Origin of the sequence: Streptomyces sp. NPDC057474, from assembly GCF_042802555.1 — a bacterium.
Taxonomy (GTDB): domain Bacteria; phylum Actinomycetota; class Actinomycetes; order Streptomycetales; family Streptomycetaceae; genus Streptomyces.
In genome coordinates, this window is sequence record NZ_JBHVDX010000002.1 from 20,258 (window position 1) to 43,612 (window position 23,355).

Sequence of the window (23,355 nt, forward strand, 5' to 3'; positions counted from 1 at the left end):
GGGCTCTTGGCTTATGCGCTTTCAACTCACTGAGGACCAGTTGGCGTTGCGGGACGGGGTGCGGGGGGTGTTGGCGCGGCTCTTCGGGCGGGAGGCGTTGCGGGCTGCCGTCGACCGGCCCGGGCTGGACCGAGGGCTCTGGCGGGAGCTGGGGGCGGTCGGGTTCTTCGGGCTTCGGTTGGCCGAGGCTGAGGGTGGGGTGGGACTCGGGGTGCCGGAGGCGGTGTTGGTGTTCGAGGAGGCGGGGCGGGCGCTGTTGCCCGGGCCGCTGGTGGCCACGCATCTCGCGGCGGGGGTGGTGCCGGGGGCGGCGACCGGGGAGGTTGTCGTGACCGCCGTCGGGGGTGGGGGGCTGGTGGAGTGGCTGGAGGAGGCGGATGTGGTCGTGGGGGAGGTGGCTGGGGCGGTGGAGTTGCGGTCCGTGGATCCGTTGACGCCGCTGCACCGGGTGCCGGGAGCCGATGCCCTCGCCCGCCCTGATGATCTCTTCGTGCTGCTCACCGCCGCCGAGCAGTTGGGTACGGCGGTTCGGGCCTGTGAGGCCGCGGTGCAACACGCCCGGGCGAGGGAGCAGTTCGGGCGGCCGATCGGGGCGTTCCAGGCGGTCAAGCATCTGTGTGCCGAGCTGTTGGTGCGGGTGGAGGTGGCGCGGGCGGCGGTGTACGCGGCTGCCGTGACCGCCGATCCGGTGGACATCGCGGCGGCTCGGCTGCTGGCCGACGAGGCGGCGGTACGCGGCGCCCGCGACTGTCTCCAGGTGCTCGGCGGCATGGGGTTCACCTGGGAGGCCGACGTACACCTGTGTCTGAAGCGGGCATGGGTGCGGGCGGAACGTGGCGGATCGATCACGGAGAGTGAGGAGTTGCTGGCGGGGGAGCTGCTGGTCGAGCCGGGACGAGCGCGCTGACCAGGGCCGGAAGGGGAATGTGTGGCAGGGTCACGGTCGAATGTCGCGGAACGTGGCATATCGGAATTACCGAGCGTTGATACCGGGTTGTGTCCTAGGTGTGACTTGTCACGGCCTGGAGTCGGAGTCGCGCTCCGGTACCTTCTGGTGGATGCGAGTGGTTCCGAGGTCGAGCCGAGCCGGTGTTGCCCCTGTGGCGGCCCCGGATCCGGCGGTGCCCGGCGCTCGTGAAGTGGGCCGGAGTCTCGTCGCTCCGGTCTGTTCGACTCCCCGCGATGAGCGTCGCACAGTATGCCGTATGCGTACTCCTTCGCGCTGGAATATGCCCGAAGCGCTTGTTGGGGTGACTGTACGTCAACCATGCTGTCCGGTAAGGGGATCACGTTCCGTGATCCCGGTGCCGACGGTATCGATGGCGGTGGCGTCGGCCAGGCAGCAGATGACCACGATCGTGGCCCCTGAGGGGCGTGCGGCGATGTGTCCGCCGGTTCGGATGGTGTGAGCGGTGCAGGTGCTTCAAGTGCAGCTGGAGATCCGGCCCGACCCCGCAGAGGTGGGTCGTGCACGGAGATGGGCCCGTTCACGGCTCGCCGGGTCCGGGATAGGGGACGACGAGCCGCTCGCCGAGACGCTGATCCTCCTCGTCTCCGAGCTGGTCACCAACGCGGTCGTCCACACCGGCCGTCCGGCGGTCCTGCGACTGCTGCTGTCCGGTCTTTGTGACGGTTCGATCGGCAAGGTCCGTCTCGAGGTCGCCGACACCAGCGCGTGTCCGCCGACGCCGCGGTGCTCCGACGGCGACGAGACGGGCGGGCGCGGCCTCGCTCTCGTCGAGGTCCTCGCGGACCGCTGGGGCTGGTCCTACGAGGGCGTCGGCAAACGCATCTGGTGCGAGCTGGACCGGGTGGTGCCAGGGGTGGCCGGGGCGGTGGGTGTCTCCGGTGCGTCCGGGGTCTCGGGTGCGTCGGGTGTGGGCGGTGGCGTGATGCCGGCCGGGTATCCGGCGGGCAGCGCGGTCACCGGGGTCGCGGCGGTGACACGGGACAGCCTGGCGCGCGAGGGGTTGGCGTACGAGGTGGTCTGAGGGGCGAAGCCCCTTCAGGAGCGCGGGGAACCGCGCGATCGGCCACGTGCTGCCTGTAGCCGCATGACGACGTGCACCCCGAGCGGCAGGCGCACGCGGGCGCCCGACATCCGCGCCGCACACGCCTGCGCGTGAGCGCACGGCGTTGAACGGGCGGCCGGTGGTGGCCGAACCGTGCGCCGGGGTGTGCTTCCGTACGCACCGTCGCAATGCCGGTTTTGTGCGGCTGATCCCCGAACGGGTGTTGACGTGTCGTGTCCGTTTGATCACGCTTGTGTTCAGCGATTCGCCGCGAGGGGACGACGAGGGTTTCGGTGACGGAGGCCCTCGACGAGCGTGGGTCGCGTTTCGGCGTCGGCTCCCGACAGGGCATGGGGGGCGGGGCGGGTACGCCGAAGCCGGATGGTGGCGCGCGGTGCCGTGCTCGGGGCGGGCGCGGCGCGCCGCCGGCCGGCCCAGGGGATCTGGGCTTTGGGGGCCTTGGGGTCTGGGTCCTTGGGCTCTGGGTCCTTGGGTTCTTGTCCTTGGGTTCTGGGGTTCTCGGGTGTTACAGGATGGCGACCGGTGCCACCGGCGTGCCCGTCGCGCCGACGAACGGCTCGGGCATCGCCGAGAGCAGGAAGTCGTACCGCCCGACTTGTCCACAGGCTGTGGACAACTCTTCCAGATTCCAGTTCTGTCCCTGCGGCATGCCCATCTCGACCAGGTCGAGCGCGTGCACCGGCAGCCACAGGTCCTCGACCTCGGGCGGGAAGATCTCGAACGTCAGGGTGTCATTGGCGACGGCCGCGACATCGCGCGCGTGGAACCACTCCGGGGTGCGGAGCGAGAGTCCCGGCGACGGAAACGCGTACGCGTGCTTGTCGCCGGAGAGGTAGGTCCGGATCTGCCCGGTGCGGACGAGGACGATGTCGCCCGCGCGGACCCGGGTGCCCGCCAACTCCTCGGCCGTGTCCAGGTCTTCGGGGGTGACCGCGTGATTGCCGGGGAGGCGATCGTCGGTACGGCCCAGGGCTCGCGGGATGTCCAGGAGTACTCCGCGCGAGACGATGTGCCGCGCCTTGTCGATGCCGGCGAAGGCCGCGCCCCCGTGCGGGGTGATGGTGTCCGCCGGGCGACCGTTGTAGATCCGGCCCGAGTGCGAGACATGGGTGAGTGCGTCCCAGTGGGTCGCCGCCTGGAGCCCCATCGTCACGGCGTCGTCGCTGCACGCGACCGTGCCCGGGCCGAAGATCTCCTGGTTGATCTGCACCATCGCGTGCAGCGGGTTCACCCGGCCCGGCATCATCCCCGTCTGCACGCCGTCCTGTTGAAGGGGCAGCGCGAGTGGGACGCGGCGACCGGAGCGGACCGAGGCGGCGGCCTCCCGTACGACCTCGTCGGTGATCAGGTTGAGGGTGCCGATCTCGTCGTCCACCCCCCAACGCCCCCAGTTGTTCACGCGCTTGGCGATGTCGTGGAACTCCGCGGGCAATGACATCGGCCCTCCCCGGGGCTTGTGTGGGTGTATCTGACGGGTCGTAGAATCGCCGTGCGAGCAAATCTAACGGTCCGTCAGAAACCGCGATGAAGGGAAGGGGCCGGGGTGGGAAACTTCTTGGCAGGCAAGGTCGTCGCCGTCACCGGAGCGGGGCGGGGGATCGGCCGGGCGGTCGCCCTCGGTGCCGCCGCCGAGGGCGCGCGGGTCGTCGTCAACGACTACGGCGTTTCCGTCGACGGCTCCGAACCCACCAGCTCCATCGCCGAGACCGTCGTCAAGGAGATCGAGGCGGCCGGGGGCGAGGCGGTCGCCGTCGCCGACGACATCTCCACGATGGCGGGCGGCCAGCGGGTTGTGGACACGGCGGTCGAGGCGTACGGCCGTATCGACGGCGTCGTGTGCGTCGCCGGGATCCTGCGGGAGCGAATGCTGTTCAACATGGCCGAGGAGGAGTGGGATCCGGTGATCGCCACTCATCTGAAGGGCACGTTCACGGTCTTCCGGGCCGCGTCCGCCGTCATGCGGAAGCAGCGGGCCGGGACCTTGATCGGGTTCACCAGTGGCAACCACCAAGGATCCGTCTCGCAGGCCAACTACAGCGCGGCCAAGGGCGGGATCATCTCGCTGGTGCGGAGCGCCGCGCTGGGGCTGCACCGGTACGGGGTGACCGCGAACGCGGTGGCGCCGGTCGCCCGTACGCGGATGTCCGCGGGGGTGCCGACGGAGCTGACGGAGATCGGTGAGCCGGAGGATGTGGCCGCGTTCGTGGTGTATCTGCTGTCGGACCGGGCTCGGGAGGAGCGGATCACCGGGCAGGTGTACACGGTCGCGGGGCCGAAGATCGCGGTGTGGGCGCAGCCGGGTGAGCTGCGCTCGGCTTATGCGGAAGGGGGGTGGACGCCGGAGAGGATCGCGGAGGTGTTGCCGGGGGCGGTGGGGGTGGATCCTATGCCGATGTTGGAGCGGGTGGAGGGGATGGCTCGGGCGGCGGCTTCTGGGGAACGGCCGAACGCCTGAGGGGTTGGGGGTGTGTGTGGTGTGGTGTGGTGTGGCGGGTGCGGGTGCGGGTGCGGGTGCGGGTGGTTCGTGGTTGCTCGCGCAGTTCCCCGCGCCCCTGAAAAGCAGGGGCTGCGCCCCGTGCTTTCCAGGCCCGCTGGCCCGTCGCTTTCCAGGGCCGCTGGCCCGTCGCTTTCCAGGGCTGCAGGCCCGTCGCTTTCCAGGGCTGCAGGGCCGTCGCTTTCCAGGGCCGCAGGGCCGTGGTCTTTCAGGCCCGCGGGGGTCTGGCTTTTTGGGGGCGCGGGGAACTGCGCGAGAAGCCCCACGCACCCGCAGCCAACAAACGCACCCGGCTGTTGCGCGTCCGTACCGGTTCACCTTGGAGGTGGCATGGAGTTCGGGTTCGGTGAAGAGGACGAGGCGTTCCGGGCGGAAGTGAGGGCGTGGTTGGGGGCGCACGCCGGGGTGGGGCAGGACCGGCGGGCGTGGGAACGGACGCTGGGGGCCGCCGGGTGGATCGGGATCGGGTGGGGGGAGGGCGGATACGGGAATCGGACTGCCACGCTCACTCGGCAAGTCGTGTGGGCCGAGGAGTACGCGCGGGCCGGGTTGCCCGCTCGGTCGGGGCACATCGGGGAGAAGTTGCTCGCGCCGACGCTGATCGCCTTCGGAAGCGAGGAGCAGAAGCGGCGGTTTCTGCCGGCGGTCGCGCGCGGTGACGAGCTCTGGTGTCAGGGGTACAGCGAACCCGGGGCCGGGTCGGACCTCGCCGGGGTGCGGACGAAGGCGGAGCGTTCGGCGGACGGGTCGTACCGGATCACCGGGCAGAAGATCTGGACCTCGCTCGCCCATGAGGCCGACTGGTGCTTCGTGCTGGCCCGTACCGAGGCGGGGTCCAGACGCCATCACGGGCTGTCGCTGCTGCTCGTGCCCATGGACCAGCCGGGGCGGATCGAGGTACGGCCGATCCGGCAGATGACCGGGACGAGCGAGTTCAACGAGGTGTTCTTCGACGGGGCGCACGCCCGCGCGGAGCACGTCGTCGGGGGCGAGGGGAACGGCTGGCGGGTCGCCATGGGTCTCCTCGGCTTCGAGCGGGGGGTGTCGACCCTCGCCCAGCAGATCGGGTTCGAGGAGGAGTTGGGGGACGTAGTACGGGCCGCCGTGGACAGCGGGGCTGTGGACGATCCCGTCGTACGCGATCGTCTCGTACGGCAGTGGACCGAGCTGCGGGTGATGCGGTGGAACGCCCTGCGGACGCTGGGCGGTTCGGAGGGTGGTCCGGGGGGCGGCTCCGGGTCCCGGCCGGGGGGCGGGGGCGCGGAGGTCGGCGCGCCGAGTGTGGCCAAGTTGCTGTGGGGGCGGTGGCATCGGCGGCTCGGGGAGCTGGCGATGGAGGTGCGGGGGGCGGGGGCGGTGGTGGGGCCGAGCGAGTGGTCGGCGGAGGAGCCGTACGAACTGGAGCCGTTCCAGCATCTGTACCTGTTCAGCCGGGCCGACACCATCTACGGCGGTTCGGACGAGGTGCAGCGCACGATCATCGCCGAGCGGGTGCTCGGTCTGCCGAAGGAGCCGAGAGGCTGAGGGGTGGAGGCCATGCGCGGAGTGGTGTTCGACGGGAAGCGGGCCGAGGTCGTCGACGATCTGGACGTACGGGACCCGGGCCCGGGCGAGGTGCGGGTGGCCGTCTCGGCCGCCGGGCTCTGCCACAGCGACCTGTCGGTGATGGACGGGACGATTCCGTTTCCGGTTCCGGTGGTGCTGGGACACGAGGGCGCGGGGGTCGTCGAGGAGGTGGGTGCGGGGGTCCGGCATGTCCGGCCCGGGGACCATGTGGCCCTGTCCACCCTCGCCAACTGCGGGGCCTGCGCCGACTGCGACCGGGGGCGGCCGACCATGTGCCGTCGGGCGATCGGGCGGCCCACGCGGCCGTTCTCGCGGGGCGGTCGGGAGGTCTTCCAGTTCGCCGCGAATTCCGCCTTCGCGGAGAAGACGGTGGTCAAGGCCGTGCAGGCCGTACGGATACCGAAGGACATCCCGCTGACCTCCGCCGCGCTGATCGGGTGCGGGGTACTGACCGGCGTGGGCGCGGTGCTCAACCGGGCGCGCGTCGACCGGGGGGACGGTGTCGTCGTGATCGGGGCCGGGGGGATCGGGCTCAACGTCGTCCAGGGCGCGCGGATCGCGGGGGCGACGCGGATCGTCGCGGTGGACGCCAATCCGGAGAAGGAGGCGGTGGCGCGGCGGTTTGGGGCCACGCACTTCCTGACGTCCGTGGAGGGCGTGCGGGACATCCTCCCCACGGGCGCCGACCACGCCTTCGAGTGCGTCGGCCGCGTCGAACTCATCCGCCAGGCAATCGATCTGCTGGACCGGCGTGGTCAGGCGGTACTGCTGGGGGTGCCGGCGGCGACCGCCGAGGCGTCCTTCCTCGTCTCCTCCCTCTATCTGGACAAGTCGATCCTGGGGTGCCGGTACGGCTCGTCCCGCCCGCAACGGGACATCGCCCTCTACGCCGACCTGTACCGGGAGGGCCGCCTTCTCCTGGACGAGCTGGTCACGGCCACGTATCCGATGGAGGACTTCGCGAAGGCGGCGGAGGACGCGGGGGAGGGGCGGGTGGCGCGGGCGGTGCTCACCTTCTAGACACCGGCCGGGCAGGTCGGCCATGCCCGGCTACCTCCGCGCGCCCGGTCCCCTCCGCCTTGAACGTCCGTCGGTACGCCGTCGGAGTCACCCCCAGCACGCCCTGCAGATGCTGGCGCATCGACTGGGCCGTGCCGAAGCCCGCGTAGTGGGCGACCTGGTCCACGGAGAGGTCGGTGGACTCCAGGAGGTGGCGGGCCCGTTCGACGCGTTGCCGGGTGAGCCACTGGCCCGGGCTGATGCCGACCTCCTCGCGGAAGCGGCGCGTGAAGGTGCGGACGGACATCGACTCCTGCTCGGCCATGTCCCGGAGCTGGATCGGTTTGTGGAGGCGCCCCAGGGCCCAGGCGCGGGCGGCGGTCGTGGTCGCGCTCTGCGGCTCGGGCAGCGGCCGCTGGATGTACTGGGCCTGCCCGCCGTCCCGGTGCGGCGGTACGACCGTGCGCCGGGCCACGTCGTTGGCGACGCCGGTGCCGTGGTCCCGTCGTACGAGATGCAGGCACAGGTCGATGCCGGCCGCGACGCCCGCCGAGGTGAGGACGTCGCCGTCGTCGACGAAGAGGACGTCCGCGTCGACCCGGACCTTCGGGAAGAGCCGCTGGAAGTGCTCGGCGTGGTACCAGTGCGTGGTCGCCGGGCGGCCGTCGAGGAAGCCCGCTGCGGCGAGGACGTAGCCGCCGGTGCAGATGGAGACCAGTCTGGTGCCGGGGCGGATGTGGGCGAGGGCGGCCGCCAGTTGGGGAGTGAGGACGCCGTCCTCGTAGACCGGGCCGAGTTCGTACGAGGCGGGGACGACGACCGTGTCGGCGGTGGCGAGGGTCTCCGGGCCGTTCGGGACAAGGATCTCGAAGTCGGCGTCCGTCTCCACCGGGCCGGGCGGCCGGACCGAGCAGGTGACGATGTCGTACAGCGGCCGCCCCGCCACGTCCCGCGCCTTGCCGAAGATGCGCTGCGGGATGCCCAGCTCGAAGGGGAGCAGCCCGTCGAGGGCGAGGACCACGACGCGGTGGCGGGCGGGGGGATGGGCGGTGGGCTCGGTTGTAGGCCCGGTGGTGGGCTCGGCAGTGCGCTCAGCGTCGGCCTCCGCCGCCTCGGCCTCGGAATCGGCAGCGGCGTCGGTGGGGGGCTTGGCAACGGCCTCGGTGGTCGGCTCGGCGGTCATGGCTCGATCCTAATGAATACTGTCCTTCAGGCCACTCGTTCGAGAAGGCCGCAGGTCGGGAAGCTTGATGGCATGACCCAGACAGCCGACGACGCTCGTACCGCCGACGACGACGCTCGTGCCACCGCCTCCGCTGCAGACGCCCGTACCGCTGCCGACGCCCGTACCGCCGCCGACGCCTGTACCGCTGCCGCCCACCGGGGCCCCGCCGATACCCGTCCCGCCGATACCCGTCCCGCCGATTCCCGCCTCGCCGGGCGGCCCCGTATTCACCGCGCCTGGTTCGTCGCCGCCGTCACCTTCGTGACGATCATCGGCGCGGCGGCCTTCCGTTCGCTGCCGGGTCTGCTGATCGATCCGTTGCACGCCGAGTTCCACTGGTCGCGCGGCACGATCGCGTCGGCGGTCTCGATCAACCTGGCGCTGTACGGCCTGACGGCCCCCTTCGCCGCCGCGCTGATGGACCGCTTCGGCATCCGCCGGGTCGTCGCGGTCGCCCTGACGGTGATCGCGCTCGGGGCAGGTTCGACGGTGTGGATGACCTCGGCCTGGCAGCTGATGCTCTGCTGGGGTCTGCTGGTGGGGCTCGGCTCCGGTTCGATGGCGCTGGCCTTCGCGGCGACCGTCACCGACCGCTGGTTCACCGAACGACGCGGCCTGGTCTCGGGCATCCTGACCGCCGCCTCGGCGTCCGGGCAGCTGATCTTCCTCCCCCTGCTGTCGTGGATCGTCTCCGAGCGCGGCTGGCGGCCCGCCTCCGTCACCGTCGCCCTCGCCGCCCTGGCCGTCGTCCCCTTCGTATGGCTGCTGCTGCGGGACCACCCGGCGGACGTGGGGCTGAAGCCGTACGGGGCGAAGGAGTTCGTGCCGAAGCCCGGACCGGTGCAGGGGGCTGCGCGGCGGGCGGTGACGGTGCTCTTCTCGGCGATGCGGACCGGGCCGTTCTGGCTCCTCGCCGCCACCTTCGCGATCTGCGGCGCCTCCACCAACGGCCTCATCCAGACCCACTTCATACCTGCCGCCCACGACGAGCACATGCCCATCACGGCGGCGGCCTCGCTGCTGGCCGTCATCGGAATCTTCGACGTCCTCGGCACGATCGCCTCGGGCTGGTTCACGGACCGCTTCGACTCGCGGCGGCTGCTGGCGGTGTACTACGCGTTCCGGGGTATCTCGCTCCTCTTCCTCCCCATACTGCTGGCGCCCGCCGTCCACCTCCCGATGATCTTCTTCATCGTCTTCTACGGCCTTGACTGGGTCGCCACCGTCCCGCCCACCATGGCGCTGTGCCGCGAGCACTACGGCGCCGACAGCGCCATCGTCTTCGGCTGGGTCCTCGCCTCCCACCAGGTCGGCGCCGCCCTCGTCGCCTTCCTCGGCGGCCTCGCCCGCGACACCTTCGGCTCGTACGACGTCGTCTGGTACGCATCGGGTGCGCTGTGCGCGGCGGCGGCACTGATGGCCCTGGTGATCCGGCGGCGGCCGGTGGGGAGGGCGGAGGTGGCGGTGGCCTGACCCGCCCCGCGGCTTCGGCCGGGACCCCGCGCGTCGCAACCGTTTCGGCCGGGGCACACTCCCTGTAGGCGGGAGGGGCACTGGCGATGTACATGGCAACGGCTGGGGTGACGGGGGAGGGCGCGGTCCGGAAAGGGGCCACGCCGTCGGCGGTGTCCATGGCGGTGCTGGGCGTGGAGGGCGCGCTGCTGTGCGCGGCGCTGTTCCTGATGGGACTCGGTGCCCGGCCGGGGCCCGGGGGTGGAGCGGCTTTCGCGGCCTTCGCCGTCGCTCCGTTGCTGCTCCTGCTGATCCTGCTCGCCGCCACCCTGCTGACCGCGGCGTACGTCCTCCCGGCCGTCCTGCTCGCCCACTGGACCGCACGGCAGCTCACGGGCCGGATCGCCTGGTGGTGGATCCCTCCCGCCTGCACCCTGTGGGTGCTCCCCGCCCTGGCCGTCCCGTCCTGGAACCTCACCGGCCTCGCGCTCTACGCGGCGGTCCTGCCCCTGGCCCTGACCGCGCACTACACCCTCGTACGCGCCGACGCCGGCCGCCCCGTCCAGCCCTGCGCGGCGATCCTCACGTGGGGGACGCTGGTTGTGCTGTGTGTGGTGGTCGTGGGTGGGCTGGTGATGGGGTAGTCGGTTGCGGTTGCGGTTGCGGGCGTGGGCGCAGGGGTGGGGGTGGCACCCCGGCGCTGCGCGAGTTGCGCCTGCGTCATACCCAGCGCCTCACGTCGCTCCCGGACCGTCCGGCTGTCAGGCCCTGAGCTCCCCGAACCGTCCCCTGTGGAACAGCAGTGGTGACACAGCTTCGCCACCCGTGCCCAGCGCCTGCACCCGGCCCACCACGATCAGGTGGTCGCCGCCGGTGTGTACGGCGTGGATCGTGCAGTCGATCCATGCGGCGGCGCCGGTGAGGCGGGGGGAGCCCGTGGCGGGGGCCGGGGCGTGGGCGACACCGGCGAACTTGTCCGCGCCGCTCACCGCGAAACGCCGGCACAACTCGCCTTGCTCCGCGCTGAGTACGTTCACACAGAAGACGCCCGCGCGGGCGATCCGGGGCCAGGTCGTCGACGTACGGCCGACCAAGAACGCGACCAGCGGCGGATCGAGCGAGAGGGACGAGAACGACTGGCAGGCGAAGCCGGCGGGACGGTCGTCGGGGTGCTCGGTCGGGTGCTCCGTGCGGTCGGATTCGTGGGTCGCCGGGGTCGCCGGGGTCGACGCCGGTGCGGTGATCACTGTGACGCCCGTTGCGAAGTTGCCCAGTACGCGCCGGAATTCGGCCTGGTCGACCGGCGCGCGCTCGTCCGCGCGGACGCAGCGCAGCTCGGGGCGCGGCAGTGCTTCGACGACCGGTTCCGCGTCCGTCGTCCTACGGCTTCTGTCCGCCGGGTCCGCACCCAGATAGCGGACGGCGGCGGCTGCCATTCCCGCATGTCCCATCACCTCACTATTGAAACTGACGGCCCGTCAGAAGTGAAGTCCGGTCCCGTAACGGTTTCCTGCGGCCGTCAGTGGCCCTCGTAGTGCGGTGTCCGCCGTTCCACGAAGCTCGCCACGCCCTCCTGGGCGTCCGCCGTCGTCATGTTGATCTCCTGCGCGGAGGCCTCGGCGGCGAAGGCGGTGGCACGGTCGGTGTCGAGGGAGGTGTTGACCAGATGTTTGGTCAACGCCAGGGCCCGGGTCGGGCCGGCGGCGAGGCGTTCGGCCCACTCGCGGGCCGTCTTCTCCAGGTCCTGGGCGTGGACGACACGGTTGACGAGGCCGAGGCGCTCCGCGTCGGCGGCGGACAGGGCGTCGCCGAAGAACATCAGCTCCTTCGCCCGGTGGGGGCCGACGAGACGGGGGAGCAGATACGCGCCGCCCCCGTCGGGGACGAGACCGCGCCGTACGAACACCTCGATGAAGCGGGCCTCTTCGGCCGCGAGTACGAGGTCGCACGCGAGGGCGAGGTGCGCGCCGATGCCGGCCGCCGTGCCGTTCACCGCCGCGATCACCGGCTTCTCGCAGTCGAGGACGGCCGCGACGAGCCGCTGGGCGCCGAGGCGGATCATGCGCGCCACGTCACCGGCCACACGCGCCCCATCGCCGCCGGTCGAGCTGCCGCCGGTCGAGCTGCCGCCCGCCGATCCGCCGCCGGCCGCCGCGCCCCGCAGGTCCGCCCCCGCGCAGAAGCCGCGGCCCGTCGCGGTGAGGACGACCGCGCGTACGGCGGGGTCGGCGGAGGCGTCGGAGAGGAGCTGGATGAGGCGTTCTCGCTGGGCAGGAGTGATGGCGTTCATCGCCTCGGGGCGATTGAGGGTGATCCACGAGACGGCGTTGTCAGTGGCGTGCAGTATCAATGAGTCACGGGATTTTTCGGGATGTTCAAGGGGGGAAGCGGACATGTGGGTGCTCCTGATCTTACGGGTAGTGACGGTCGTCCTGGGTGTCTTGTGCCGGCGCTCAGCGGCACACCGCCAGCGCGTCCAGGGCCACCGCCCCCTGCCCCCTCGGCAGCACCATCAGCGGGTTGATGTCCAACTCCGCTATCTCGTCCCCGAGTTCGAGCGCCATGCGCTGCACGCGGAGCACGACCTCCACGAGGGCGTCCACGTCGGCCGGGGGAGCCCCGCGCACCCCGTCCAGCAGGGCCCGCCCGCGCAGTTCGGCGAGCATGGCGTGGGCCTGGTCCTCGGCGAAGGGGGGCACGCGTACGGCGGAGTCGCGGAGGACCTCCACGAGGACGCCGCCGAGGCCGACAGTGACCGTGGGCCCGAAGAGGTCGTCGTGCGTGACGCCCACGACCATCTCAACACCCCGCTCGACCATCTGGCAGACCAACACCCCGTCGAGGGAGACGTCCTCGTAGCGGGCGATGTCGGTCAGTTCGCGATAGGCGTCGCGGATCTGGCTCGCGGAGGTCAGGCCGATCTTCACCAGGCCGAGTTCCGTCTTGTGGGCGATGCGGGCGCCGGACGCCTTCATCACCACCGGGTAGCCGACGAGGCTCGCCGCGCGTACGGCCGCCGCCGCACTGGTCACCAACTGCTCGCGCGGCACCCGTATCCCGTACGCGCGCAGCAGTTGCTTGGCCGCGTGCTCGCTCAGCTGCTGCCCCGGCCGCATCAGCGCCTTCGCCTTGCGGAAGGAGGGCGACGGGGAGCGGGGTGCCTCGTCGAAGGGGGAGCGGTAGGCGCTGGTGAAGCGGGTGTGGTCGAGGTGGGCTCGGACGGCCGTGATGCAGTTGGCGAAGGTACGGAAGGTCGCCACCCGGGACGACCCGAGCAGCGTCTCGCGGTACGCGGCCTCGGTGCCCACCGGCGACCCCCACACCACGCACACCAGCTTGTCCGTCCGCTCCGCGGCGGCCACCAGGTCCTGGGCGAGCTTGTCGCTCATCGGCGGGAAGGGGCCCGTGATGGGGCAGATCAGCACCCCCACCGCCGGGTCGTCGAGGATCGCGTCGAGGATGCGGGGGCCGCGCCAGTCGCCCACCGGGTGGCCGCCGTTGTCGACGGGGTTGGCCACGCTCAGATAGTCGGGGATCCACTGGTGCAGCTCGGCCTGCTTGGCATCGGAGAGCGTGGGGAGCGGCAGTCCGGCCTCGGTGGCCAGGTCGGCGAAGTGCGCGCCCGTGCCGCCGGAGATCGAATAGACGACGACGCCCTCGGCCCTCGGGGAGGCCGGTCCTGGGGTGCGTGGCCGCCGTGCCCGTGCCAACAGGGTGGCCGTGTCCTGGAGTTCGTCGAGCCCGTCGACGCGGATCACTCCGTACTGCCGCATCGCCGCGTCGACCACCGCGTCAGCGCCGGTGAGCTTGCCGGTGTGGGAGGCGGCGGTGCGGGCGCCGGTCTCGGTGCGGCCGACCTTGACGGCGACGACGGGGACACCGCGCCGGGCGGCCCGGTCGGCGGCGAGGAGGAAGGCGCGGCCGTCCTTGAGACCCTCGACGTAAGCGGCGATGGCGCCGACCTCGGGGCGCTCGGCGAAGTAGGAGATGAAGTCGGCGGTCTCCAGGTCGGCCTCGTTGCCGGTGGGGGCCCAGTGGGAGAGGCGGATGCCGAGTTCCTGGAGGGAGAAGACGGGGCGGCCCTGGTGGCCGGACTGGGTGATCAGCGCGATCGCCGGGCCGTCGAGGTCGTCGCGGAAGCGCTCGAAGGCGTTGAGGTTGGTGTTGGGGCCGAGCAGCCGCAGACCGTCGGAGCGGGCCACGGCGGCGGCCAGCCGCTCCTGCGCGGCGGCGCCCTCCGCGCCGGTCTCGGCGAACCCGGAGGCGAAGGCGACGGCGAACTTCACCTTGGCCTCGGCCAGTTCGCCGATCACGGGGAGGGGGTCGGAGAGGAGCAGTACGGCGAGATCGACCTGTTCGGGAAGGTCGGCGACGGAAGGGACGCAGGGGATGCCGAAGACCGACTCGCGCGTGGGGTGCACGGGGTGCAGCCGGGCGCCCACCCGTTCGGACCAGGCGAGCAACTGCCGGGTGATCCCGGTGTTCGGCCGGCCCTCCGTGTCCGAGGCGCCGACGACGGCCACGGATTCCGGGCGGAACAAACGGTCCAGATCGGGGACGTCGGCGTACAGCGGGCGCCCGCTGACGTCCAGGTCGCCGGCCTCTGCGGGCCTGCCGTGCACGACCTGCGCGGGGTGCTCGCCGCACGCGATGGCCCGGGCCCGGCGGGAGTCGGTGGTGAGGGTGCCGTGGGTTGATCCAAGCATCGGTCCGCCCGCTCCTGTGTGACAGCCAATTCAGTGACGTGACGCGGTGACGCGATGACGTAGTCACGTATCTGACGCTACGTCAGATTTCAGACTACTGAACTGACGCTGTGTCAGGAATGGGTGTGCGAGCAAAGTTACGCGGCGGTAAGGAAGTTGTACCCGCGCGGGGCGGCGGTCAGACGTATACGACCGCGTCGGTCTGCAGCCGCGCCGGTATGTTCCGCGCACGCTCTCCGGCGGAGACACGGAGACACGGAGACACGAGACACGGAGACACGGAGACACGTGGGACGACGGGTGCGGTCGGCGTGCACCCGCGAACTGATCCGGGGACGGGGCCAGGGACGAGGCCAGATACGGGGCCAGGGACGGGGCTTGGGTCTGGACCCGGGCCTGAACCTGGGCCTGACCACAGGCCCAGGGTGCCAGGGATGTCAGGTCGCCCGGTCGTTCGCTCAGCGCGTGGTGCGGATCCGTACGGTGACCGCGTCGCGCGTGGCGACCCCGCCCGTCTTCGCGACCGCCTTGGCGATCTTCTCGGCGTCGAGGGCGAGTTCGCGGAACATGCCGCTGATGGGGTTGGTGAAGCCGGTGAAGTACAGGCCAGGGGCGTTCTTGGGAGAGCGCGGCCCGTGCACGACCGGCTTCCCCCGCCCGTCGAGCACATCGAGGTGTTCGACGAGCCCCTCCAGGGCGCGCCGGTAGCCGGTGGCGGCGATCACGGCGTCGGTCTCGATCCGGCTGCCGTCGCCGAGGACGACCTTGCCGTCCTCGAACCCCTCGACCGGGCCGACGATCTCGACCTTCCCCTTCCGTACGGCGTCGATGAGCCCGACGTCCTGCACCGGAATGGAGCCCTCGTTCACCCGGGAGTAGAGGCCGGTGTCGGGCCGGGTCAGGCCGTGCGCCGACAGGTCCGGCACGCTGAGCTTCGCCATCGGCTTGGCGAGCCGGTCCACGAGGGCGACCGGCAGCCGCCGTACGAGGACGCCCGTGTACTGGGCCGCCCACCCGGCGGTCGACCGGCGCACGATGTGCGGGGCCGTCCGCACCGCGAGCCGTACGCGCCGCGCCCCGCCCTCGACGAGGTCGACGGCGATCTCGGCTCCGGTGTTGCCGATGCCGACGACGAGGACGTCACGGCCGGCGTACGGCTCGGGGTTGCGGTACTCGGAGGCGTGCACCAGGTCGCCGGCGTACGAGTCCCGGCCGGGCCAGTCGGGGATGTGGGGCGTGTGGTTGTAGCCGGTGGCTACGACGACCGCGCTGCCGGTCAGCTCGCGACCGCCGGTGGCGTGCAGCAGCCAGCCGGTGCCGTCCGCGCTCCGCTCGACGCGCGACACCTCGACGCCGGTCACGATCTCCAGCTGGTGCACCTCGGCGTACTTCTCCAGGTAGCGCACCACGTTGTCCCGCGACACCCACCGGCCGAAACGGCGCGGCATGGGCAGGCCGGGCAGGCCCGACAGGCGCCGGGTGGTGTGCAGGTGCAGCCGGTCGTAGTGCCGCCGCCAGGAAGCCCCGACCCTGTCCGCCTTCTCCAGCACCACGGCCCGCACCCCCTGAGCCCGCAACGCGTACGCGACGGCGAGCCCCCCGGGACCGCCGCCGATCACATAGACGGGGCGGTCGGAGACAGGGGTAGCGGAAGCTCTGGAGTCGGCCATGTGCCCGAGCGTATTCACACGCTCACTTGATGGGTCTCGGTCAAGCCCGGAATTGGTTGCGGATTGATCACGGGTGTAGGAGGGGTGGGTGGGGTCTGTGGCGTAGATCTCCTGGTATGTGGAGAGGAGGTGGCGGCGTACGGGGGTGGGGGATAGGGGCGCATTCCTTGGGGCTGCGCCCCTGGCCGGCGGGCGTGCGGTGTCGGCCCACGCGCGGGCCGACGCGTCGGCGGTCGGTCCGTGCGTCTTGCGCATCCATCCACCATCCGCTGAACTGACGTACCGTCAGATACCCCGCTTGGGTGCGGAAGGGCGATGTCCATGGACACGATCTGGCTCAGTGGTGCCGAATGGCTGGCCGTCCTCCGTATCGGGCTCGGCCTGTGGTGGCTGGAGAGTTGGCGGCACAAGGACAAGAAGACGTGGTTCGAGGGGGCCGGGATCGCGTGGGCGGCGGGGGTGGCGGGGAAGCATCGGTGGGAGGCGGTGCGGAGCGGGTTCGATGTGGTGGTGAAGCCTCGGCCCAAGGCGATGGCCTATGTCGTCGCCTACGCCGAACTCGCCCTCGGGCTCGGGCTGATCCTCGGGATTCTCACGCCGGTCGCGCTCGTGGGCGGGTTGCTGCTCAACATCCTCTACCTCGTGCTGATGATCCACGACTGGGCCGAGCAGGGACAGAACTCGATGATGGCGCTGATCTCGGTGGTGGGGCTGTTCGGGATGTCCTGGCAGACGTGGTCCGTCGACAGTGCGCTGGGATTGTTCTGAATGGGGTGCTACTGATGGGTGGCGGCGGTGGCGGTGGCGGTGCCGCGCGGTTCGATCTGCCCGAGGTCGACGGCTTCACCCGTACGTACTGGGACGCGGCGGCCGACGGGCGGCTGCTCCTGCGGCGTTGCGAGGCGGCGGGCTGCGGGCGCGCCCATCACTATCCGCGTGAGTTCTGCCCGTACTGCTGGAGCGAGGACGTGCGCTGGGAGGAGGCCTCCGGGCGCGCCACGCTCTACACCTGGTCCGTCGTCCACCGCAACGACCTTCCGCCCTTCGGGGAGCGGACGCCGTACGTCGCCGCGGTCGTCGATCTCGTCGAGGGGCCGCGGATGATGACCGAGGTCGTGGAGTGCGAGGAACTGCGCATGGGGATGGGGTTGGAGGTCGCCTTCCGGGAGGCCGGGGGCTTCGTGGTGCCCGTATTTCGCGCGCGGCCGTGAGGGGCTACGCGTTTCAATGGGGGCGTGAGCCGTACTGATGAGCGATCCGCTGGCCCGATCCCTGATCCTTCCCGTCGGCCTTCCGCCGAGCCGCACGGTCACGGGCTGCGGCTGTGTGCCTGGGACGCCGAGTCCGACGCGGATGTCGAGGCGTGGTTCCGGGGGCGCAGCGATCCGGAGTTCCGGCGGTGGAACACGCCCATGACGCTGGACGGGAGCTTTGAGGGCGCCCGGGAGTCCTTGCGGCAGCGGGCCGAGTCCGCCGCGGAGGGGAAGACCGTGGCCTTCCGGGTCGCGGACGCGGAGAGCGGGGTGACGCTCGGGCAGGTCGGTTTGAGCGGGATCGACGCGTATCTGCGAAGGGCCGTCGTCGGCTACTGGGTGCTGCCCGAGGCCCGTGGCCGCCGGGTCGCCACCCGCGCCCTCGACCTCGCGGCCCGCTGGGCCTTCTCCGGGTTCGACATCCACCGGCTCGAACTCGGCCATGTCGTCGGCCATGCCGCGTCCTGCCGTATCGCCGAGCTGTGCGGGTTCCCGTACGAGGGGACCGCGCGCGGGGCGGCGTTCGACGAGGGGCGCCATGACGCCTTCCGGGACGCGCACCTGCACGCACGGCTGGCCACGGACCCGGCACCGGGAGGGATCTGATGAGCGCGGATGACGACAACGTGTTCGGGAGCGGGTACGAGACCGTCGACGACCCCGACGGGTACTTCGGCGAAGCCGTCGCCGCGCACTACGACGACCCGTCCTCCGACATGTTCGGTCCGGAGGCCGTCGACCCGGCCGTGGAGTTGATCGCCGGTCTCGCGGGTGGGCCGGGAGGGGGCGCGCGGGCGCTGGAGTTCGGGGTCGGCACCGGGCGGATCGCCCTGCCGCTCGCCCGGCGGGGTGTGCCGGTGCACGGCATCGACATGTCGCGGGCCATGGTGGAGCGGATGCGGGCCAAGCCGGGCGGCGCGGACATCGGGGTCACCATCGGGGACTTCGCCACGACCCGGGTGGACGGCGCCGGCTTCACCGTCGCCTACCTCGTCTTCAACACGATCAACAACCTGACCACGCAGGACGCCCAGGTGGACTGCTTCCGCAACGCCGCCGCGCATCTCGTGCCCGGCGGCTGTTTCGTGATCGAGGTCGGGGTGCCGGACCTGCGGAGGCTGCCGCCGGGGCAGAACGCGGTGCCGTTCCATGTCGGGCCGACGCGGCTGGGGTTCGACTCGTACGACGTGGCGACGCAGGGGCTGAGGTCGCACCACATGGTGGTCGTCGAGGGGCGGCCGGTGTACCGGTCGATCCCATTCCGGTACGTCTGGCCGGCCGAGCTGGATCTGATGGCCCGGCTGGCCGGGATGCGGCTGCGGGACCGCTGGGCGGGGTGGAACGGGGAGCCGTTCACGAACGACAGCACCAAGCATGTGTCCGTGTGGGAGAAGGCCTGAGCGAGAAGGGCTGAGGGAGTGGGCTGAGGCGAGAAGGGCGGAGGCGAGTAGGGCTGAGCGAGATGGGCTGAGGCGAGTAGGGCTGAGGCGAGTAGGGCTGAGCGAGATGGGCTGAGGCGAGAAGGGCTGAGCGAGATGGGCTGAGGCGAGTAGGGCTGAGCGAGATGGGCTGAGGCGGGCGGCCGGCGGTTGGGCCGGGTCCTGACGTGGCCTGACCTGACCACGGCCGTCGGCCCCGGCACAGCCCGCCCACAGCCGCACTTCAGAAAGGCTTCAGCTCCGCCCCCGACCTTGGGCGCATGACTGAGAACGCCCACGCTCACGCCCACCCTGACCCGCACGACCACGGTCACACCCACACACACGGTCACCGCCCCCGCACCTCCGAGGCCCAGCGCACCCGTCGCTGGTTCATGAACAAGGCGCTGCTGGCCGGCGGTGTCGCCGCCGTGGCGACGATGACCGGCTGTTCGTCGGGCTCGTCCGGTACGGCGAGTTCGTCCTCGTCCTCGGCCGCCCCGAGCGGCATGCCCTCCGGCGGCCCGGGTGGTGGCGGAGGCGGCATGGGGCCGGGCGCCAGCGCGGTGAAGTACGCGGACTTCGTCGGTGTCACGGCCGACGGCAAGGTCGTCGACGATCTGTACTCGATCCACTCCACGGACGTGTCGACCGACAAGGTCGTCCAGAAGGCGCAGGCCTTCCTGGACGGGCTGACCAGCGCGGAGAAGAAGGCCTCCGTCTTCGACGTGGAGGACGACGAGTGGCTGGCCTGGAGCAACGTCGACGGCTACGAGCGCGAGGGCGCCCGCATGGGCGACCTGACCGAGAAGCAGCGCGAACTCGGCTACGCGCTCCTCGGTGCCGCGCTCTCCGCCGACGGGCTCACCCGGTCCCGCAACATCATGAAGCTGAACGCGTTCCTCGGTGAGTACAACGGCGGCGGCAAGGACACCCTCACCGAGGGCGCCTACTTCTTCACCTTCATGGGCACGCCGTCCACCAGCGAGCCGTGGGGCTTCCAGTACGAGGGCCACCACCTGGCCATCAACTACTTCGTCCTCGGCGACCAGGTCGTGATGACCCCGACCTTCATGGGCTCCGAGCCGACCTCCGCCACGTACAACGGCGAGAAGATCACCACGTTCACGAAGGAGACCAAGGCCGGTCTGACCGTCCTGCGCTCCCTCACCGACGCCCAGCGGAAGAAGGTGATCTCGTCCGAGTCGAAGGCCGGTGACAACCTGAAGGCCGGCGCCGGGCAGGACAACCTCCAGCTCGCCCACCAGGGCCTCGCCGCCGCCGACTGGACCGACGCCCAGCGCGACAAGCTCCTCGCCCTCGTCCGCGTCTACGTCGGCAACATGGCCGACGCGCACGCCGACGTGAAGATGAAGGAGGTCGAGGAGCACCTCGACGACACGTACTTCTACTGGATCGGCGAGACCGACGACGACTCGGCGTTCTACTACCGCGTGCACAGCCCCGTCGTCCTCATCGAGTACGACGCCCAGTCCCCGCTCGCGTACGGCAACAAGGACAGCAGCAGCGGTGACAACGGTGGCGGCGGCATGGGCGGTCCGGGCGGCACCCCCACCCAGCAGCACATCCACACCATCATCCGCACCCCCAACGGGGGCGACTACGGCATCGACCTTCTCAAGCTGCATCTGGAGAACGACCACTGACCTTGTGCGGCTGCCCGGCACCTGTCTGCCAAACGTTGGGCAGATCTCCCAAACGTTTGGTAGGTCTGTCAAACGTCTGTCAGGGCCACAGCAACTCCGTGGCCCACCGGTCCCCCTCCCGCCGGTAGTCGAGCCGTACGTGCCGTCGCCGTGCGTCCCCCTGGAAGAACTCCACCTCGTCCGGCTCCACGACGTACGCCGTCCAGGACGGCACGGCCACGTCCGGCTCCCGCTCGGCCCGCGCCCAGGCGGCCTCCGAGGCATGCTCCAACTCCTCGTAGGAGGAGAGGACTTCGCTCTGGTGGCCCACGAGGGCTGCGGCCAGCGCACCCGTGGAGCGGGTGTGCAGATCGGCGTGGGCGACCTCGGCGGGTTCGACCGTGACCCGGCCCCGCACCCGTACCTGGCGGCCGAGTAGGGGCCAGTAGAAGCCGAGGGACGCGTACGGGCGGGCCGCGAGCTGCCGTCCCTTGCGGCTGCCGGCGTGCGAGGCGAAGTGCCAGCCCCGCGCGTCCACGTCGTGCAGCATCACCGTACGGACGTCCGGCCGCCCCTCCGCGTCCGCCGTGGCCAGCGACATCGTGTGCGGCTCCACCTCCCCGGCCGCCACGACCTCCCCGAACCATGCGGCGAAGAGCGACACCGGCTCGGCGGGGGCCGCGGCCGGGTCGAACAACGGCAGGGCGCTGACCTGCGGATCCCAGACCCGCAGCCCGCGCAGGGCCTGCACGAACTCGGACGGCCGGGCGGAGGCCGGGGAGGGGGGCTGCGGCCGGGAAGGGGGCGGGGGAGGGGGCTCGTTCATGGGTGGGACGGTCTCACACCGTGCCCAGGTCGGACGAGACCCACCTCTCGGGGCGCATACGGATGATGACCTGTTCGCCGTGGTTCTTGGAGGCGAAGTCGACGTAGCCGTCGACCTTTTCGGCCGGGAGGTAGCGGGCGGAGATCTCACGGAGGTCGTCGAGGGTCGCGGGGGACGTGTCGGTGACGGGGCCCTCGACGGAGACGTAGCGGATGGTGGGTTCGAGGCGGTCGATCATCAGGGAGAAGCGGCCGGCGGCCTGGATCAGCCGGTTCTTGCGGGTGTCCGGCCCGGTCATGACCCAGATGTCGCCCCCGGGTTCGTACTGGTACCAGATCGGCACCGTCAACGGCGCCCTCCCCTCCCCGGCGTCCACCGCCAACGCGGCCACATGAGCCTCGGCCAGAAATTCCTCGCGCTCCTTGCGGGACAGTGCCATGTCACTTCCTCCGGGACTGCTACGGGGACGCCTTCGTCTGCCGAGTCGGTTCAGCGCCCTCGGCTTGCCTCGTATTCCGGCGCCGGGCGAAGAAGCCGGGGCCTCGCTGAACGACCGCCGTCAGCCGACGGTGTACGCGGCGTCCCCGAAGTGTCCGCGATGTCGCGTTGTGTGAGGTCCTGCTCGCGCCGCAGCTCGGCGAGCTTGTAGGCGCGGACCTCGGCGAGCAGGCGGTCCATATCGGGCCGCCCCAGTTGCCGGCCTTGTCTCCTGCGACCAACGGGAAATTGATGCAAGCGTCAATCTGCGGGCTCCGATCAGGCCTGATTCACCCGAAAGGGTGGCCGGGGAACCTCACCCCCGCCCCAGCACGACCGTCCCCGAGGAGCAGAACCAGCCGCCCGTGCCCGACGCCACCGACAGGCGGGGCAGGTGGCCGTCGGAGGTTCGGACCTGGTGGTCGCCTGCCTCGCCGCGTAGTTGGCGTACGGCTTCGACGAAGAGGAAGAGGCCCCGCATGCCGGGGTGTTGGGCGGAGAGGCCGCCGCCGTCGGTGTTGACGGGGAGGTCGCCGGTGAGGGTCAGGCGGTTCTTCTCGATGAAGGGGCCGCCTTCGCCCTTCGCGCAGAAGCCGAGGTCCTCCAGGGTCACGAGGGTCATGTAGGTGAAGGCGTCGTAGATCTCGGCGAAGTCGATCTCGGCGGGGCGCACTCCGGCTCGTTCGAAGGCCAGACGGCCGCTGACCGCTGCCGGGGAGACCGTGAAGTCGGGCCATTCGGACATGGTCGTGTGGGAGGTGTACTCGCCCGTGCCGAGGATCCAGACGGGCGTCGTCGGCCGGCAGTCCCGTACGTACTCCTCCGCCACCAGCAGGACGGCCGCGCCGCCGTCGGAACGTATGCAGCAGTGGAGCTTGGTGAACGGGTCGGCGATCGGTGCGGAGGCGAGGACGTCGTCGACGGTGATCGGCGTGCGGAACATCGCCTCGGGGTTCGCCGCCGCGTTCGCCCGGGCCTGTACGGCGACGGAGGCCAACTGCTCCAGGGTTGTGCCGTACTCGTGCATGTGGCGGCGCGCGGCCATGGCGTACTTGGCGATCAGGGTGTGCCCGTAGGGGACCTCGAACTGGAGGGGGCCGCGCGCCCCGAAGGAGAGGTTGCCGGTGCGGCGGCCCGCCTTGATGTCCGCGCGGGCCGTGGAGCCGTAGACGAGGAGGACGACGTTCGCGTGTCCGGCGGCGATCGCGTCCGCCGCGTGCGCCGCCATGACCTCCCAGGTCGCGCCCCCGACCGAGGTGGAATCCACCCAGGTGGGCCGCAGGCCCAGATACTCCGCCACCTCCACCGGCGCCAGCGTGCCCAGGCCGGCCGACGCCAGGCCGTCGATGGCCGTGCGCTCCAGCCCCGCGTCGGCGAGGGCCCGCCGGGCGGCCTGCGCGTGGAGCGCGTACGGGGTCGCGTCGTCCACCCGGCCGCAGTCGGACAACGCGGCCCCGACGATCGCGACCTTCCGGCCGCCGCCGCGAGGTGCTGCGTCACGACGGTCGCCGGTTCCGGGCATAGCAGGCGCGGCAGTCATGGATCTGACGGTACATCAGATGTAGGGGCGGCAACCCTGTGCTTCGGTTG

The 23,355-nt window shown here is 71.2% G+C and carries 21 protein-coding genes; 12 read left to right on the forward strand and 9 right to left on the reverse strand.

Annotated elements, in window-relative coordinates; translation table 11 throughout:
• The first annotated feature begins 13 nt into the window (after positions 1-13).
• Entirely contained in the window at positions 14-907 is an 894-nt protein-coding gene (locus tag ACFU53_RS00725; protein WP_383984269.1) for an acyl-CoA dehydrogenase family protein, read from the forward strand.
• Positions 908-1,412: 505 nt separating this feature from the next.
• A complete protein-coding gene (locus ACFU53_RS00730) occupies positions 1,413-1,991 on the forward strand; it encodes an ATP-binding protein (RefSeq protein WP_383984272.1) in 579 nt (192 codons plus the stop codon).
• 547 nt (positions 1,992-2,538) lie between these two features.
• Here ACFU53_RS00730 and ACFU53_RS00735 read toward each other — a convergent pair.
• Positions 2,539-3,471, reverse strand: coding sequence for a cyclase family protein (locus tag ACFU53_RS00735; RefSeq protein WP_383984276.1), 933 nt, complete (start codon positions 3,469-3,471; stop codon positions 2,539-2,541).
• A 105-nt stretch (positions 3,472-3,576) separates the two neighbouring features.
• Between ACFU53_RS00735 and ACFU53_RS00740 the strand changes: the two genes are divergently transcribed.
• From ACFU53_RS00740 to ACFU53_RS00750, 3 genes are all read left to right on the forward strand, one after another.
• Positions 3,577-4,488, forward strand: a complete 912-nt coding sequence (locus tag ACFU53_RS00740) for an SDR family NAD(P)-dependent oxidoreductase (RefSeq protein WP_383984279.1) — start codon at positions 3,577-3,579, stop codon at positions 4,486-4,488.
• A gap of 369 nt (positions 4,489-4,857) precedes the next feature.
• Positions 4,858-6,051 carry an acyl-CoA dehydrogenase family protein gene (locus ACFU53_RS00745; protein ID WP_383984282.1) on the forward strand — a complete coding sequence of 398 codons (1,194 nt, stop codon included), beginning with the start codon at positions 4,858-4,860 and terminating at the stop codon, positions 6,049-6,051.
• A gap of 12 nt (positions 6,052-6,063) precedes the next feature.
• Positions 6,064-7,113: a Zn-dependent alcohol dehydrogenase gene (locus ACFU53_RS00750; protein WP_383984284.1), complete on the forward strand. Its 1,050-nt coding sequence runs from the start codon at positions 6,064-6,066 to the stop codon at positions 7,111-7,113.
• On the opposite strand, the gene ACFU53_RS00755 is transcribed toward ACFU53_RS00750, so the two are convergent.
• Entirely contained in the window at positions 7,103-8,275 is a 1,173-nt protein-coding gene (locus tag ACFU53_RS00755; RefSeq protein WP_383984287.1) for a GlxA family transcriptional regulator, read from the reverse strand. The two genes, ACFU53_RS00750 and ACFU53_RS00755, sit on opposite strands and share 11 nt — an antisense overlap.
• Before the next feature lie 72 nt (positions 8,276-8,347).
• On the opposite strand from ACFU53_RS00755, the gene ACFU53_RS00760 reads away from it, so the two are divergent.
• Both ACFU53_RS00760 and ACFU53_RS00765 read left to right on the forward strand, forming a co-directional pair.
• Positions 8,348-9,790, forward strand: coding sequence for an MFS transporter (locus ACFU53_RS00760; protein ID WP_383984290.1), 1,443 nt, complete (start codon positions 8,348-8,350; stop codon positions 9,788-9,790).
• An 86-nt stretch (positions 9,791-9,876) separates the two neighbouring features.
• On the forward strand, positions 9,877-10,413 hold the full coding sequence (locus ACFU53_RS00765; RefSeq protein WP_383984293.1) for a hypothetical protein: 537 nt from the start codon (positions 9,877-9,879) through the stop codon (positions 10,411-10,413).
• Between the two features lie 117 nt (positions 10,414-10,530).
• On the opposite strand, the gene ACFU53_RS00770 is transcribed toward ACFU53_RS00765, so the two are convergent.
• From ACFU53_RS00770 to ACFU53_RS00785, 4 genes are all read right to left on the reverse strand, one after another.
• Positions 10,531-11,220: a flavin reductase family protein gene (locus tag ACFU53_RS00770; RefSeq protein WP_383984296.1), complete on the reverse strand. Its 690-nt coding sequence runs from the start codon at positions 11,218-11,220 to the stop codon at positions 10,531-10,533.
• Between the two features lie 68 nt (positions 11,221-11,288).
• Positions 11,289-12,164 carry an enoyl-CoA hydratase/isomerase family protein gene (locus tag ACFU53_RS00775; protein ID WP_383984299.1) on the reverse strand — a complete coding sequence of 292 codons (876 nt, stop codon included), beginning with the start codon at positions 12,162-12,164 and terminating at the stop codon, positions 11,289-11,291.
• A 58-nt stretch (positions 12,165-12,222) separates the two neighbouring features.
• Entirely contained in the window at positions 12,223-14,475 is a 2,253-nt protein-coding gene (locus tag ACFU53_RS00780) for an acetate--CoA ligase family protein (RefSeq protein ID WP_383984302.1), read from the reverse strand.
• Between the two features lie 458 nt (positions 14,476-14,933).
• Positions 14,934-16,145, reverse strand: coding sequence for a flavin-containing monooxygenase (locus tag ACFU53_RS00785; protein WP_383984305.1), 1,212 nt, complete (start codon positions 16,143-16,145; stop codon positions 14,934-14,936).
• A 321-nt stretch (positions 16,146-16,466) separates the two neighbouring features.
• Between ACFU53_RS00785 and ACFU53_RS00790 the strand changes: the two genes are divergently transcribed.
• The 5 genes from ACFU53_RS00790 to ACFU53_RS00810 all read left to right on the forward strand — a co-directional run bounded on the left by ACFU53_RS00790 (position 16,467) and on the right by ACFU53_RS00810 (position 20,483).
• The gene (locus tag ACFU53_RS00790) at positions 16,467-16,913 is read left to right on the forward strand and encodes a DoxX family protein (RefSeq protein ID WP_383984308.1); all 447 of its coding nucleotides are present in this window, start codon (positions 16,467-16,469) and stop codon (positions 16,911-16,913) included.
• A gap of 14 nt (positions 16,914-16,927) precedes the next feature.
• Positions 16,928-17,356: a Zn-ribbon domain-containing OB-fold protein gene (locus tag ACFU53_RS00795; protein WP_383984311.1), complete on the forward strand. Its 429-nt coding sequence runs from the start codon at positions 16,928-16,930 to the stop codon at positions 17,354-17,356.
• A 24-nt stretch (positions 17,357-17,380) separates the two neighbouring features.
• Positions 17,381-18,004, forward strand: a complete 624-nt coding sequence (locus ACFU53_RS00800; protein WP_383984314.1) for a GNAT family N-acetyltransferase — start codon at positions 17,381-17,383, stop codon at positions 18,002-18,004.
• Positions 18,004-18,798, forward strand: coding sequence for a class I SAM-dependent DNA methyltransferase (locus ACFU53_RS00805; protein ID WP_383984317.1), 795 nt, complete (start codon positions 18,004-18,006; stop codon positions 18,796-18,798). Before ACFU53_RS00800 ends, ACFU53_RS00805 begins: the two co-directional genes overlap by 1 nt.
• A gap of 299 nt (positions 18,799-19,097) precedes the next feature.
• Positions 19,098-20,483: a DUF3500 domain-containing protein gene (locus ACFU53_RS00810; protein ID WP_383984320.1), complete on the forward strand. Its 1,386-nt coding sequence runs from the start codon at positions 19,098-19,100 to the stop codon at positions 20,481-20,483.
• Positions 20,484-20,562: 79 nt separating this feature from the next.
• On the opposite strand, the gene ACFU53_RS00815 is transcribed toward ACFU53_RS00810, so the two are convergent.
• The 3 genes from ACFU53_RS00815 to ACFU53_RS00825 all read right to left on the reverse strand — a co-directional run bounded on the left by ACFU53_RS00815 (position 20,563) and on the right by ACFU53_RS00825 (position 23,287).
• Positions 20,563-21,288 (reverse strand): pyridoxal 5'-phosphate synthase, encoded by a 726-nt coding sequence (locus ACFU53_RS00815; protein WP_383984323.1) that lies wholly within the window; start codon positions 21,286-21,288, stop codon positions 20,563-20,565.
• A gap of 13 nt (positions 21,289-21,301) precedes the next feature.
• Positions 21,302-21,727 (reverse strand): pyridoxamine 5'-phosphate oxidase family protein, encoded by a 426-nt coding sequence (locus ACFU53_RS00820; RefSeq protein ID WP_383984326.1) that lies wholly within the window; start codon positions 21,725-21,727, stop codon positions 21,302-21,304.
• Positions 21,728-22,081: 354 nt separating this feature from the next.
• Positions 22,082-23,287, reverse strand: coding sequence for an acetyl-CoA acetyltransferase (locus ACFU53_RS00825; protein WP_383984517.1), 1,206 nt, complete (start codon positions 23,285-23,287; stop codon positions 22,082-22,084).
• Positions 23,288-23,355 lie beyond the last annotated feature (68 nt).